9 protein-coding genes and 1 pseudogene are annotated in these 15,215 nt (G+C 47.3%); 4 read left to right on the forward strand and 6 right to left on the reverse strand.

The genetic code is table 11. From position 1 onward, the window contains the following. Nucleotides 1–1,398: 1,398 nt before the first annotated feature. From L6472_RS13655 to L6472_RS08430, 3 genes and pseudogenes are all read left to right on the forward strand, one after another. Nucleotides 1,399–1,506: pseudogene (locus L6472_RS13655) on the forward strand (IS4 family transposase); the annotation flags it as partial. Between the two features lie 304 nt (nt 1,507–1,810). Then, entirely contained in the window at nt 1,811–3,253 is a 1,443-nt protein-coding gene (locus L6472_RS08425) for an anaerobic C4-dicarboxylate transporter (protein WP_237804123.1), read from the forward strand. A 13-nt stretch (nt 3,254–3,266) separates the two neighbouring features. Further along, nucleotides 3,267–4,709, forward strand: coding sequence for an anaerobic C4-dicarboxylate transporter (locus L6472_RS08430; RefSeq protein WP_237804125.1), 1,443 nt, complete (start codon nt 3,267–3,269; stop codon nt 4,707–4,709). A gap of 898 nt (nt 4,710–5,607) precedes the next feature. Here L6472_RS08430 and L6472_RS08435 read toward each other — a convergent pair. The 6 genes from L6472_RS08435 to ppdK form a co-directional block, all read right to left on the reverse strand. After that, the gene (locus L6472_RS08435; protein WP_237804127.1) at nt 5,608–5,976 is read right to left on the reverse strand and encodes a nuclear transport factor 2 family protein; all 369 of its coding nucleotides are present in this window, start codon (nt 5,974–5,976) and stop codon (nt 5,608–5,610) included. A gap of 4 nt (nt 5,977–5,980) precedes the next feature. Then, entirely contained in the window at nt 5,981–6,184 is a 204-nt protein-coding gene (locus L6472_RS08440; RefSeq protein WP_237804129.1) for a hypothetical protein, read from the reverse strand. Nucleotides 6,185–6,223: 39 nt separating this feature from the next. After that, complete coding sequence (locus tag L6472_RS08445; RefSeq protein WP_237804131.1) at nt 6,224–7,540, reverse strand: hypothetical protein; 1,317 nt, start codon at nt 7,538–7,540, stop codon at nt 6,224–6,226. Between the two features lie 20 nt (nt 7,541–7,560). Continuing rightward, nucleotides 7,561–8,394 carry an SDR family oxidoreductase gene (locus L6472_RS08450; protein WP_237804133.1) on the reverse strand — a complete coding sequence of 278 codons (834 nt, stop codon included), beginning with the start codon at nt 8,392–8,394 and terminating at the stop codon, nt 7,561–7,563. 68 nt (nt 8,395–8,462) lie between these two features. Further along, a complete protein-coding gene (locus tag L6472_RS08455; RefSeq protein ID WP_237804135.1) occupies nt 8,463–9,650 on the reverse strand; it encodes an ATP-binding protein in 1,188 nt (395 codons plus the stop codon). 212 nt (nt 9,651–9,862) lie between these two features. After that, nucleotides 9,863–12,583 (reverse strand): pyruvate, phosphate dikinase, encoded by a 2,721-nt coding sequence (gene ppdK / locus L6472_RS08460; protein ID WP_237804137.1) that lies wholly within the window; start codon nt 12,581–12,583, stop codon nt 9,863–9,865. A 265-nt stretch (nt 12,584–12,848) separates the two neighbouring features. Between ppdK and L6472_RS08465 the strand changes: the two genes are divergently transcribed. Next, the gene (locus tag L6472_RS08465; RefSeq protein ID WP_237804139.1) at nt 12,849–15,209 is read left to right on the forward strand and encodes a hypothetical protein; all 2,361 of its coding nucleotides are present in this window, start codon (nt 12,849–12,851) and stop codon (nt 15,207–15,209) included. Nucleotides 15,210–15,215: the final 6 nt, after the last annotated feature.

A 15,215-nucleotide genomic window follows, 5' to 3' on the forward strand; every position in this document is an offset into this window, starting at 1 on the left:
TGCATTGCATCCTGTGCTCGTCGATGGGCATTCTTCGTTTCCCATACTTCTTACTGATAGCGGAATAATACGCTGTGACCTCGCTATGTCCTTCTACGTCCGATGGCCATGACGTGCCCAGTCTGAGCGTTGGACGGTCGGACATCCTCCTTTTCGCATCTGTCACTGAATTGTTGCCTTTGGTGAAGTTTTCTCGGCTCAGTAGAAATTTAGTGGGCTCAGTTGCAATTGCGTAGGTTTCGCGATGCTCCCAGAGTCTTGAATTGGCATTTCCAGAGCCTGGAGAGGGTCGTTTTAACGTCTAAAAGCACGTATTCTAAAGTCTTGAAGAGGCGTTTCTGAAGTCTAAAACCAAAGCTATCATTTCTGGTCTAGCCCCTGAATGCTCTACACCCAGCCCTTAGAACAACCGCATCCAGGGGCTAAAACGACCCGTTCCAGGGGCTGAATGCGCCACATCTAGGGGCTGGACGGACATCAAAAGTAAAGCTATTACAACACAAAAGCGAAACTATAACAAGACGAAAGCAGAACTATAACGCAACTTTCTGAGACCTTTCGTGTTTTCAGTTTGTGTTTATTGAACAAAAACCGAGAACACCCCTTTGTGAGGCAGAAGTCTCTGTCGAGCCTTTCATGGTGTCAGTGGTAATCCTTCTTGTGAGCAAGTTCACATCAGGCTTCCCACTGACACCATGCCCCCTTCGGGCTTCTGTCTCACAAAGGAAAAGCCACGGACCTTCGGTCCTGAAAACCAATCGGAGCCCTCCGAAGGAAAACTCCCCCCCGGTCCTCCCGATTGGGGAGACATTCTGTCCTTTTCTATCTGATTTCTACTTTAATTGATTTCTATCTAAAGAATCTGCTAAGCCTCTACTGAAATAACAAAAAGCGCAAATAAAGGATTACCCCTATGATTTTTCGCTTGAGCCGTTTTACCACCAAAAACGTCTGGAGATAAAACATAAAAAGGGACCTGCCCAAACGGACAGGTCCCTTTATTAAATATGTCAGAGTTATTTTACTCCTCAACAGCTGCCTGGGCGGCGGCTAACGAATACTGATTATCTGCACATTACGGCGAATCTGGGAAACATTTGGGAAACATTATGAGCATGAACTGCACATTCTGCACCCGATTTCCTCAAAATATTCGACCATTTTTGCCACTTCGACAACTTTTTTTCGATATTTTAGTTGTTAAACACTAACTGTTAGATCACAGATTACATTACGACTTTTCAGCACGTTCTGCAAATTTTGCTTGTAAAATTAATAATTTCTCATGACATTACGGTCGTTTTGCACGTTTTTCTTGCAGAATGTGTTTGTTTTTAATATAAATTAAGGGGAAAAAACACATCCAATATACCAATTTCTTGTTTCGATTAAAAGAAAATGTCACTCACTGACACAACGCATCTCAAAGATCTCTTCGACAAAACTATATTCAAAAATGACAAAGACCGAAGCGGTTCAGGTGAACCTGATTTATTTAAATTTTAAACTCGTCCATTTTTAGTGGACACTAGTGATTTCTATTTAAAGTGTTATACCTGAAACGATCTTAAAACCTTAATTAATATAACTTAATACCCGAGATAGATGTCTCTTGTTTTATGTTGCATAAGTTAACAACAATCCATCTAAAGCAAAAAAGTCTGGGGTAAAAACGTCCCCATTGCCCATTATTTTTGACCTAAACAAAAAAAAACATCCCAACAGAAACCACTTAAGGAAATGTTTATTATATTTGCGGAGAAATAGAAAAAATATACATTACAAACTCTAACTTATAATACTTATTTCTATGATTCTAATGATTATTGAGTTGCTGGTGGTACTACTGGCGCTCTATGTAGGATCCCGATACGGAAGTCTGGCGTTGGGTGCCATTTCCGGTATCGGATTAGCCCTGCTCGTATTTGGTTTCGGCATGAAACCAGGTTCTCCACCAACGGATGTAATCTACATCATCATCGCCGCCGTAACCTGTGCTGGCATCATGCAGGCATCGGGCGGTATGGACTGGCTGATTCAGATTGCAGAAAAGATGCTCCGCAAGCATCCTGACCGCATCACATTCCTGGCCCCTCTCTGCACTTTCTTCCTGACGGTGCTTGTAGGAACCGGCCATGTGGTCTACACGCTGATGCCTATTATCTGTGACATTGCCATCAAGAAGGGTATCCGCCCGGAACGTCCCTGCGGTGTCGCTTCCATTGCCTCACAGGTAGGTATCACCTGCTCTCCGATTGCTGCCGCCGTAGTGGCCTTCGTCACCATCTCGAATGCAAACGGCTTCGACATCAGCATCCCGCAGGTGCTCATGGTCAGCATCCCCGCTTGTCTTTGCGGACTGATGGCTGCCGCCACCGCTTCCTTTCATCGCGGACTCGATCTCGATAAAGATCCTGAGTTCCAGAAGAGAATCCAGGACCCAGCTCAGCGCGAATACATCTATGGAGGTTCGGTCACCACACTCGACAAGGAAATCCCTCAGAGCGCCAAGAATGCCGTCTTCGTGTTCCTCGGTGCCCTCATCATCATCGTGCTTTTCGCTATCTTCCAGGATATTCTTCCTGAATACAGCACCGTAAAGGCCATCAAGGATGCTCCTGACTTCACCTTCTCCGACGGAACCGTAGCCAGCGCAGCTGCTTTGGCCAAAGCCAAGGCTGTCATTCCCGGTATCACAGAAGTTTCTACCGTTAAACTCAAGATGAACGTCATTATCCAGATTGTGATGATTACCGCCGCCGCCATTATGATTCTCTTCTGCAAGGCCTCTCCTCAAAAGGCCGTCCGCGGAGCCGTATGGCAGTCGGGTATGGTAGCCGTCGTGGCAATCTTCGGTATCGCATGGCTGGCCGATACTTACTTCTCCAATTATACCGACGAGATGCAGACCATGTTAGGCGACATCGTGGCCAAATACAACTGGTCAATAGCCTTCGTCTTCTTCCTCGTTTCCGTTCTTATCAACTCACAGGGCGCTGTAGTTGTCTCTATGTTGCCACTGGCTTACTCGTTAGGAATCCCCGGACCTGTTCTGCTCGGCGTTCTGCCCAGCGTTTACGGATACTTCTTCATTCCCAACTATCCGTCGGATATCGCCACCGTGAACTTTGACCGTTCAGGTACCACTGTCATCGGTAAGTATCTGCTAAACCACTCGTTCATGATGCCCGGACTTATTCACGTCACGGTAAGTACCCTTGTGGCTTATGCCTTGTCAATGATTATCTATTAAATCCTTACTGACTATGTTGATTATCTTTATAGAATTATTAGTAGTTCTCCTGGCACTTTATCTGGGTTCCAAGTACGGAAGCCTTGCGCTGGGAGCCATCGCCGGTCTTGGACTTGCCATCCTCGTTTTTGACCACGGTTTGAAACCAGGCACACCCCCCACCGACGTTATCTATATCATTGTGGCCGCCGTCACTTGTGCCGGTGTGCTCCAGGCATCAGGCGGTATGGATTGGATGATCCAGATTGTGGAACGCATCCTGCGCAAGCACCCACAGCACATCACTTTCCTGGCTCCGTTGAGCACTTTCTTCCTGACTGTCGCATGCGGAACCGGTCACGTAATGTACACGCTGATGCCAATCGTCACCGATGTGGCCATCAAGAAAGGTATCCGACCGGAACGCCCGTTGGCCGTAGCCTCCGTGGCTTCCATGCTGGCCATCGTCTGCTCTCCTATCTCGGCTGCCGTTGTGGCCTTCTCCACCATCTCAGGACTTAACGGCTTCTCCATCAGCATTCCGCAGATTGTTGCCGTTACGATTCCCGCCTGTCTCTGTGGTATCATTGCCGCCGCCTCCTGGTCATACAACCGCGGTCTGGACCTCAATAAGGATCCTGAGTTCCTTGAAAAAATCAAAGACCCCGTTCAATATGCATTCGTATACGGCAACACAGCTACGACGCTCGACAAGCAGATTGACAAGAAGTCAAAGTGGGCTGTCTATATCTTCCTGGCAGCCATCGTTCTGATTGTCATCCTGGCATTTGCCCAGAACATCCTCCCTGCTTTTGACACCGTGAAGGCCATCGAAGGTGCTTCCGCCGTGGCATTGCCCACTGGCAAGACCGTCAGTCCATCAGATCTGGCCTCTGCCGGAATCGTAATGGCTGGCGTTACAGAGAAGGTCCCCGCAACCATCCACATGTACCTCGTCATTCAGATTATCCTCATCTCGGCTGCTGCCCTGATGATCATCATCTGCGGCACCAAGCCAAAGGCTGCCGTTGCCGGCAACGTATGGCAGTCGGGTATGGTGGCCGTGGTAGCCATCTACGGTATCGCTTGGCTGGCCAACACCTTCTTCGGCGCACACATGGCTGAGGTGGAAGAATTGCTCGATGATATGGTGGACAATTATCCGTGGGCCATCGCCCTCGTGTTCTTTATTTTCTCGGTGCTCATCAACTCTCAGGCAGCCGTTGTGGTGGCTCTTCTGCCCGTGGCCTACAAACTGGGTATTCCCGGATGGATCCTGCTCGGCGCCTTGCCTTGCGTTTATGGATACTTCTTCATCCCGAACTATCCTTCGGATATCGCCACCGTGAACATTGACCGCACAGGTACCACAAAGATCGGTAAATACGTGCTCAACCATTCATTCATGGTTCCAGGACTCATCAGCGTAGCTATCAGCACCGTTGTGGCCTACATTATTTCCAGCATCTTCTTCTAAAAGAAGCAACATACAAACGAGAAAGGCCCGGTCATCAAGCCGGGCTTTCTTGTTATCTGCAACAAAAGAAAGACGGCGCACATCTTTCGATATACGCCGTCTTGAATTTCAATACTCGAAGACTTACTCCTCAACAGCTGCCTGGGCGGCGACTAACGGATGCTGATAATCAGCCACTTACAGGTTTAGTGTAAAGTACTGGCACCTCTTTTTAGACTCATTCTGCTCATTTTGCCTCATTTTTCAGAAAAAAAATGGCTCAATGCCAGATTCATTCTCATTTCTTGATTTTATCTTTATTTTGTTTTACACTAGATTGCTTGACTGCTGTCTTACTATTGTTAACTGTAAATGCTTCGTAAGTCCGGAAGATTGAACTTCATGAACAAACGCCACATTCTAGTTGCAAAAATACAAAATAATCTTGAATTCAGACCCATTTTCTCATTTTTCGTGCAGAATGAGTTTGATTTTAACAAAAAAAACTAAAGCTGCATATCTATTTCATACTTTCAATAAAAAGAGAAATAGTTGGTTTCCATCTTTGAGGGTTTAGGTTTAAGTTTAGATGTTCTTATATATATAATTAAGGTATAGTAAACCAAAATCAGGAGATTGAAGGTTTTATGTTTAAGTTTAGGGAGGCATGTATATATACATGGGTAAACGTAAACCTAAACTTTGCAGAATGAAACGTCTTAATGTTTCAAAACACATTTTTCTTTTTACTGAAGATGAACCAATTTATACTCTCCCCTTCTCATTCCACTTTCCTTTTAACTGAAAAAAAGGTACCAGAGATAACAAAGTCACATTTTGAGATAACTGCGGATAATTCAAAAGGAAACTCATCGAAATACAAAAAAAACTACAAATCGACGAGTTATCATTGTCATTTTCAATATGTCGAAGCACGTGCAGATGTAAAATACCACCTGCCTTCTTCCTTGGAAAGGTTGAAATGAAGCTGCAAACTCCAGATGTGACGTCTGCCTCCGAAAACAGCTGCTGTTACACGACTGCGACCTGTCAGGGTGGCATGATTGCCGTTGACTTTGATTTCCATCTGTTCATGCTCGGCTGAATAATAATTCAGCGTACCTTCTGCAATAGCCCTGATGTACTCTTGCTTTGACTGGTGCATCCCCGTCATGTGGGTCAGCACGAAATCATCGGCATGGACACGGTTCAGCGTTGCCGTGTCTTTTGCCACCATCGCCGCATACATCTCACGGTAGAGGGCTTCTATCTGTACTTTGTCGGTCATCTTCTTACTTGATAAAGTTTGTTGCGATACGTCTGGATTCCTGCTCTGACAAACCGCCACACTCACGCTCAGCATGGATGGCACGGATAAGAAAAGCCATGTTGCGCCCCAGCACACGTATTGTCTGCAATCCTTCTTCATCTTTCAAAACTTCCTCAGATGTGCTACCATGCATGGCATTCCAATAGCGACTTGCGGCTACAGGCATCTCGCCATGCAGGAAATTTCTTTGCCCAAAAGCCTTGGGTCATTGCCCTCTATACACGCGATAGTTTGCTATTGGTGCCACCGTCAACGGATGGCGAGTAGCAATGCGATAGGGCAGGTCTGTCTGGCGTAGTTCGTTGAGGAAGGCATCAAGGTAAGTGTCATCTGCAAACCGCTGCATCAGGCTGATACAGAACGTGCCGCCCACGGCACTCATCTCAATGGTGAGGGCATACGGCGTATAGGCCTCTGTGTACATCTCGCTGACGTATTGTTCGGCTGCGCCCAGATTGGCCTTGCCGACGTAACTGACACAGGTTGTGGCTGCTGATGTTGCGACACTGTAGGCTTTGGCCATTGCCTGATGGCGACCCTCAAGGGTGGGAATCTTTTCGAACATATCTTGTGTATTCTGAGTTTGCCAGAAATTCTCAATGACGTTGTCATCGTTCGACTGTAGGGCCACCATGCCTCGGAATATGGTCTGCTGCGTTTCAATATCCATCCCTCGCATCTCGTCGTTCAGGGTCAGGCGGAGCGATGCTGCCAGTGATTGGCAGGCCTGCGGACAGCCCAAGGCAGGGCGCTGGTTGATGGCCAGTGCCACCATCGGCACACCTTCCGTCAAGTCGGGATGCAGACGGGCAATGGCACGGGTAAGCAGCAGCGACACAAGTGTAGCGGGCGACGTGTCGCCTGAGGTCACATACTTCATCATCTTTTGCTCTTCTATCAGGATGTTGACAGTTTCCACGTCCTCATTTACCGTCGTCTTTGCCTGTGTGGTCAGATTGATGCAGCGCAGACGCTCTGGAAGGGGTAGCGGGTGCATTGGGTCGGGCTTAGCCTGTGCGGCTGGGTCTTCCCACTCCTCTGGGCTGATGGTGTCGCCAACCACACGAATGTTCGCCATACCCTTATCCAATGTCGCATCATAGCGACGGTAAGAATATTCATAGAGCAAGGTGCGCAGGATGTTATAGGCTCCTGTGCCGTCAGTTAGGCAGTGGAAGAAATCGATAGCGATGCAGTCGCCCCAGCAGCAGAAGGCCAGCAGATGGTTGTTCGACTCCGGGCCAATCAGTCTCACTGGTTTTTCCCCTTCGCTGACTACCCACGGCTCGCTGTTGTCTTCATACACAAAATATTCCGTGCCTTCTGCATCTTTCCTAATGCCGAGTTTCACTTGATAGTATGGATATCGCAGGCGCGTTGATTCTACAGCCTGACGCAACAAGTCGCCGTCAACGATGTCCCGCATCTTCATGGTCATTCGTACCGTCCAACTCATCTGTTCTCCTGCCCATGTCAGGTAGAATCTTTCTGAAAGCAGTTTCTTCTCTTTATTAAAGTTCATAACTGTGACTAAAATTTTTACTAATGTGTAGTTTTCAAATATTGCAAATCGCCATACCAGTAACTGGCTGTGCAGCCACCGTCGATGAGGAGGTCGGCACCACTGATGAAACGTCCACGTGAGGACATGAGAAACTCAGCCAAGTCGCCAACTTCGTCGGGTGTACCGGCACGATGGGCTGGCATGCCTTCAATCATCTTCAGGTAACCCTCTTTGCGTGGGCCGTGCAGTTCATCATTAGCCAATGGAGTGATAATGATGCCAGGAGAAATGGAGTTGATGGTGGCACCCCGTTTGCCCCAGCGGGTGGCTTCATACATCACACGGAGCACATTGCTACGCTTGGAATATTGATAGGCTTTCAGCGTGTCGTTGATTTCCTTTAAGAATGGCAAATCTAACAGTTCATCCACGGGAGTTGTTGCCAATGCTTCGTTTTGCTCCCGTGGCAAAGCAGGAAGACGATGACCGCTTTGCGATGAGATAATCACACCAGAGCCACCCTCTGCAATCACCTTGCCGAACTCTTCCAACAGAACACTTGTTCCGTAGAGGTCAACGCGAAGAATTTCTGCTACGGGAGCCTGTGAGGGCGATACACCAGCAGCATTCACAACATTAGTCACGTCTCCCTTGTTGGTGGCAAACTCCACCAACTTCAGGATGTCGTCTTTTGAACCAAGGTCGCATTGGATAATTGAGCATTCAAAACCTGCATCTTCAAGCGTCTTTGCAGCCCGTTTCGCATTCTCCTCACTATAATCTGCCAACACGATGTGCTTACCAGCCGACACACGACGGATGATGGCTTGTCCGATGCTACCAGCACCCACTAATACTGATACTTGTTTCATTTGTAAATTCCGATTTATCTGTTTTTGTACTATTCTCTATTACCTGCAACGATATACGTATGAAGTTATTATTTGAAAAGAGTCCTTATATCCATAGAAAGGAACTCTTCAGCGCTTATACCACCGTCACCCACTATAAATGCAGATTTAGGGCGGAACTTATCTCTAAACTTATCAAGTCCTTTCGTATTCTTTTCTGCATTACTCTTTACCTCGATGGCAACGACTGTTCCCTTCTTGCGAAGAATAAAATCAACCTCGTCGGCAAGTTCACGCCAATAGAACACTTCAATACGATGAACAAAAGACTGACTGACAATCCAAGCACCTATCCCCGATTCAAAGATGCGCCCCCACTCCTTGCGATCCATAATAGCCTGATTGAACGTATGAGGATTATACACCATCTTTAGAGCATTGTTATATACCTGAAATTTGGGAATACTGGCTCGACGTCGGGCTGTATCGATACTATACTTTTGAAGTCCGCACAGCATACCACTCTCATCAAGCAGATTAATATAACCTGCCAGAGTAACGGTGTTTCCTGCATCTTGTAAAGAGCCAAGCATTTTGTTAAGAGAGAGTATCTCGCCAGAGTAAGAAGCACCAAGTTCAAAAGTCTGACGAAGAAGGGCCGGCTTACTGATAGGTGTATTCATCAAGATATCCTTATTGATGGTCGCATCAATGATTGCCGACTGTATATACTGCTCCCAGCGGTCAGCCTCATTTATCAGGCCCGCAGCACCAGGATAACCTCCAAAGAAAAGATACTGGTCGAGTGTAAAGCCAAAACACTCTTTCATTTCAGGATAGCTCCAATGAGTCATGCGTATTTCTTCGAAGCGCCCACCTAACGACTCAGAAAGTCCTTTTTCTAAAAGCACACGACTACTTCCAAGCAGCAACACTTTTATGTTGCGATCGTGTAAGGTATCATCATCCCACTCCTTCTTTACGACCTCACTCCAATTAGATATCTTCTGAATTTCATCGATAACAAGAATCATACTATCAAGGCCTTTGCTCTCCTTCAGACTACGAACAGCAGCCCAACAGTTAGACACCCAAGCAGTATTTGATGCTGGCACATTATCGGCAGAGAACTGTTGATAAGGCAAATCCAAATCTTGAAGCACCTGCTTAACAACAGTAGATTTACCCACTTGGCGCGGTCCCATAACAACCTGAATGAACTTTCTTGGCTCTTTTAGCCTACTTGTAATTATTTGATATTCAGACCTCTTGTACATAATTCAAATTTTACTCAGTGAAGTGAGTAATTTTACTCAGTGCAAAGATATAAATAAAAAGTAGTACCACCAAACATTTTACAAAAAAGATACAGTTTGTCTTGTTTTGTGACTTAAAAACAAGACAAATTCTAAGTACGGGGCATAAGTAACAAAAAAAAGAGCGCAACTCTCGAATGGAATTGCGCTCAAAGTATAATATAGAGTTTTGCTTACTCTTCAACTGCAGCCTGTGCGGCGGCAAGACGGGCGATGGGCACACGGAAAGGAGAGCAAGATGCGTAGTTCATGCCAATCTTAGCACAGAACTTCACAGAGCTAGGCTCACCGCCATGCTCACCACAGATACCGCAGCGGAGGTCAGGACGAACTTCGCGACCACTCTTCACGGCATACTTGATGAGCTTGCCTACACCCTTCTGGTCGAGCACCTGGAACGGGTCAACCTTCAGGATCTTCTTCTCCAGATAGACGGGCAAGAATGAAGCGATGTCGTCACGGCTGTATCCGAAGGTCATCTGAGTGAGGTCGTTAGTACCGAATGAGAAGTACTGAGCCTCTGTAGCGATGCGATCGGCAGTCAGGGCTGCACGAGGAATCTCGATCATTGTACCAATCTCGAACTCAACCTCTATACCCTCAGCGGCAAACACTTCCTTAGCAGCAGCCTGGATAACTTCCTTCTGCTGCTTCAACTCATAAAGTGTACCAATCAGAGGAACCATGATTTCTGGCATAGGATTCTTACCTTCCTTCTTCAGTTCACAAGCAGCACCCAGAATAGCCTTTGTCTGCATAGCGGTGATCTCGGGGAAAGTGATACCCAGACGGCAACCACGATGACCCAGCATTGGGTTGTTCTCTGCCAGAGAGTCAACACGACGCTTGATATCCTCTACGCTGACACCCATCTCCTTGGCCATGGTCTCCTGACCAGCCAGATCGTGGGGAACAAACTCGTGCAAGGGAGGATCGAGCAGACGGATGTTCACGGGCAGACCGTCCATAGCCTCAAGGATGCCCTTGAAGTCAGCCTTCTGATAAGGCAGCAACTTTGCCAATGCCTTCTCGCGTCCGGCTACACTGTCAGCCAGGATCATCTCACGCATAGCAACAATCTTCTTGTCCTCGAAGAACATGTGCTCTGTACGAGTCAGACCGATACCCTTGGCACCAAACTCACGAGCGAGCTGTGCGTCGCGTGGTGTATCAGCATTGGTACGTACCTGCAGTTTGGTGTACTTATCGCAGAGGTCCATCAGCTCCTTGAAGTCGCCAGACAGCTCAGCAGCCTTTGTGGGCACCTCACCTGCATAAACCTGACCAGTGGTACCGTTCAGAGAGATATAATCACCCTCCTTATATACAACACCATCGATCTCAACGGTCTTATCCTTATAACTTACATTCAGAGAACCAACACCCGATACGCAACACTTACCCATACCACGGGCAACCACAGCAGCGTGAGAGGTCATACCACCACGTGCAGTCAGGATACCCTCGGCAGATGCCATACCAGCCAAGTCCTCTGGAGAAGTCTCGATACGAACGAGCACAACCTTATGTCCTTCATTGTGCCAAGCCTCTGCATCGTCAGCGTGGAATACAATCTGACCGCAGGCAGCACCAGGCGATGCAGGCAGACCCTGAGCAATCACCTTAGCGGCAGCAAGAGCCTTCTTATCGAATACAGGGTGCAGCAACTCATCGAGCTTCTGAGGCTCGCAGCGCATGATGGCAGTCTTCTCGTCAATCATACCCTCATGGAGCAGGTCGATGGCAATCTTCACCATAGCAGCACCTGTGCGCTTACCGTTACGAGTCTGGAGGAACCACAGTTTGCCCTCCTGTACGGTGAACTCCATATCCTGCATATCGTGATAGTGGTGCTCCAGTTTATCCTGAATGCTGTTCAGTTCAGCATAGATCTCAGGCATGGCCTCTTCCATAGAAGGATACTTAGCTACGCGCTCTGCCTCTGAGATACCTGCGCGTTCGGCCCAGCGCTGAGAACCGATCTTTGTGATCTGCTGTGGTGTGCGGATACCAGCCACAACGTCCTCACCCTGTGCGTTAACCAGATACTCACCGTTGAACAGGTTCTCACCATTAGCGGCATCACGGCTGAAGCATACACCAGTAGCAGAGGTATCACCCATGTTACCGAATACCATAGCCATGACAGATACGGCTGTGCCCCACTCGTCAGGAATACCCTCCATCTTGCGGTAGAGGATAGCGCGCTCGTTCATCCAAGAACGGAACACGGCGCAGATAGCGCCCCACAATTGCTCAATAGGATCGTTGGGGAAGTCCTTACCAGTGCGCTCTTTGATGGCAGCCTTAAACAGCTTAACCAGCTTCTTCAAGTCCTCAACAGAGAGATCCTTATCCAATACGACACCGCTCTCTTTCTTCACTTTTTCGATAATCTCTTCGAATGGATCAATATCGGTCTTGTTTACAGGTTTCATCTCCAGTACAACGTCACCGTACATCTGTACGAAACGGCGATATGAGTCGTACACAAAGTGAGGATTATTTGTCTTAGCGGCCATACCCTCAGCCACTTCGTCGTTCAGACCTAAGTTTAGGATAGTATCCATCATACCAGGCATAGAAGCACGAGCACCTGAACGGACAGAAACCAGCAATGGGTTCTTAGCATCACCAAACTTGCAGTTCATCAAGTTCTCGATATGCTTTACAGCTGCCATCACGTCATCATTCAGCAACTCCATAATCTTCTGCTGTCCGACCTGATAATATTCATTACAGCAGTCAGTAGTAATTGTAAAACCAGGAGGAACAGGCACACCAATGTGGTTCATCTCAGCAAGGTTTGCTCCCTTGCCACCGAGTTCCTCGCGCATCTTTGCATTACCTTCGGCCTTGCCATTGCCGAAGAGGTAAACTCTTTTTTGACTCATAAAGTTAGTTTTTATAACGATTAACAATAATATTTTTGTTTTATATTGCGCAAAGTTACGTGATTTTTCGCATATTGCCAAACAAAATAAGGAAAAATTGCAATGCCGACGTGACAATTTTCGATTTTCACTTTTCGCTCCTGATGCCATTTATATATTATTATTGTTCGCGCGAAATGCCACATTTTCTCCAGCATGTTATGAAAATCAAAAAAAACTTCGTATCTTTGCACTCATAAACTTTTTACTAACTGACACTTATAAAATGACACTAACACGTTTCCTAACTACATTTGCATTCACTGTGGCCACCCTACCCCTACTTCATGCCCAGGCGCCCACAGTCATAACCAATCCACGCTTTGCACGTGGAGCAACGATGGCCTTTGCACGAATCCAGTCATTTAAAGCGGCAACAGGCACTACGATTTCCGAAAGAGGTATTTGCTGGAGTGAGCATCCTCAGTCCACGATAGAAGATTCGAAAACGACCACCCTCCTACCTGCTCACGGCAGCGAACTACAGGCTGGCATCTATTGGTTAAAAGACCTAACTCCTGCCACCAAATACTACATGCGTGCCTATGCGAAAGCCAGCGATGGCTCAGTAGGATACGGAGAAGAGATAAAGTTCTACACACTCCCCATGGGCACCATCACCCTCCAAATGCGAAGCGGTGGTGACGAAGCTACCTACAACCGTATCAAGCAGGCATCAGAAAAAGCCGTTGAGTATTGGAACAACCTGACCGAGATAAAGGGTTTTTCATCGAGAGTTGGATACGATGCCGACGTAAAAACAGCCGACTGTTCCTATGGCGGCTGGATTCGGGTGGGCAGCAACACCTCATATCAGCGTACCGGAACCATTCTCCACGAGATGCTTCACGGTATTGGCGTTATACCTTGGAATGATACAGAATGGAGCCGCCACACTCTTCGTTCAGGCGTTAATGGTGATGGCAACGGTACAGGCTTATGGCTGGGAGAACGTGTCACGGAGCTCATGCGCTTTCTAGCCAACAACAATACGGCGACTCTGAATGGCGACTATCAACACCTGTGGCCCTTCGGCATCAATGGCGCACAAGAGGACACCGGCTCTGAATCACTTTACATTGCTAATGGATTGGTATGCCAGGCTTTAGGCGAGGATGGTCTTCAGCACACCAAAAGTCTTTTTGCCGAGCCCTACTATGCCTTCGATCACAACGATGACACGAAGTATTACTTAAAAAACGAGTCAAGCGACTGTGGCCTTTACACATCCTATCTGGGCATCAGCGATAAGGGAACGCTCAAAAACATTGCCATCAGTGCTCAGGATGCAGTGAAGAACGACAGCTTGGCATGGTACATCTCGTTCACCCCAGACAACCAATACTATCAGTTCCGAAATGTTGCCACCGGACGCTACCTTACTTACAACTTACTGTTTCGCACCTCTGACGTCAAAAATCCAGGAAACACCGAAAATTTTCAAGTGATGAAGGGACGAGAAGATATTGGCACAGGCAAGAATGCAAAACGCGGTTATTGGATCATTCGCCCAGACAACACCTGGACACCGAAAACGCTGACTGCAACTAATACTGGAGGAATCAGCGGAAAAGGCTTCGACATCACTAATGCTGCTAAAGAGCAACGCTGGCTGATACTCAAGGCCGACGAGCTCAATGGTATGGAGACGGCAGCACTCGATCAACTCAAGCAAAAGATTGCCGTAAAAGTCCAGGAAGTCAAACCTCTTCTCGACGTTCCTCACCAAGAACTCGTTGAGGGCACTGACGATACTTTCGCAAAAGTCATCCACGCCACAGAAAGTGCATTGGAAAATGGCAGCAGTACCACTGAACTATCATCGTTAACCGACGACATCAAACAGGCCACTTACCATTTTCTCTGCAATGTCACCCCAACAGACGCAAAGCGACCTTTCGATCTGACATTCATGATCACCAACCCAGGCTTCGATTCTGCTGATGGCTGGTCGGAAGAACCCACCATCAGTAATTCATGCGCAGAGTTCTTTCAAAAAACGTTCGACATCAACCAGACTATCAATCAGTTACCCGCTGGCAATTATACCGTCAACGTACAGGGATTCTGCCGCCCTGGTACTTCCGCAACAGCCTACAACGACTATTTATCGGGCACCGACAATGTATCTGTAGTATTCTATACAGGCTCGCAATTCCAGAAGTTGGCCCACATTGCCACTGAAGCGCAAAATAGCAGAGTGGCAGCAGGCGACATACAAGTAAGCGACAAGTTCATACCTAACAACATGGCATCTTCGAGTGCTTATTTTGCCAAAGGCTGCTACAACAATAGCCTCATCACATCGGTTGCCAAGAACGGCAGTAACTTAAAGATAGGACTTCGAACCACCAACATGCCATCAAACTATTGGTGCTGTTTCGACAATTTCCGTCTTCATTTCTATGGCAACATGGATGCAGAAACCATTTCCACCGACATTCGTACACCTATGGCCGCCACGTCCAAGACATTCAATGTTTACAGCATAGACGGACGACTGATACTACAAAACATAAACAAACTAAACGACTTGTCACGAGGCCTTTACATCATCAATGGCCGCAAGGTGGTTATCAACAAATAGCATAAG

Source organism: Prevotella sp. E13-17 (assembly GCF_022024035.1).
Taxonomy (GTDB): Bacteria; Bacteroidota; Bacteroidia; order Bacteroidales; family Bacteroidaceae; genus Prevotella.

Coding starts and splice junctions, on each gene's coding strand:
- L6472_RS08465 (WP_237804139.1), top strand. CDS start 12,849: ATGACACTAACACGTTTCCTAACTACATTTGCATTCACTGTGGCCACC.
- L6472_RS08455 (WP_237804135.1), bottom strand. CDS start 9,650: ATGTACAAGAGGTCTGAATATCAAATAATTACAAGTAGGCTAAAAGAG.
- L6472_RS08435 (WP_237804127.1), bottom strand. CDS start 5,976: ATGACCGACAAAGTACAGATAGAAGCCCTCTACCGTGAGATGTATGCG.
- ppdK (WP_237804137.1), bottom strand. CDS start 12,583: ATGAGTCAAAAAAGAGTTTACCTCTTCGGCAATGGCAAGGCCGAAGGT.
- L6472_RS08430 (WP_237804125.1), top strand. CDS start 3,267: ATGTTGATTATCTTTATAGAATTATTAGTAGTTCTCCTGGCACTTTAT.
- L6472_RS08450 (WP_237804133.1), bottom strand. CDS start 8,394: ATGAAACAAGTATCAGTATTAGTGGGTGCTGGTAGCATCGGACAAGCC.
- L6472_RS08440 (WP_237804129.1), bottom strand. CDS start 6,184: ATGCCTGTAGCCGCAAGTCGCTATTGGAATGCCATGCATGGTAGCACA.
- L6472_RS08425 (WP_237804123.1), top strand. CDS start 1,811: ATGATTCTAATGATTATTGAGTTGCTGGTGGTACTACTGGCGCTCTAT.
- L6472_RS08445 (WP_237804131.1), bottom strand. CDS start 7,540: ATGAACTTTAATAAAGAGAAGAAACTGCTTTCAGAAAGATTCTACCTG.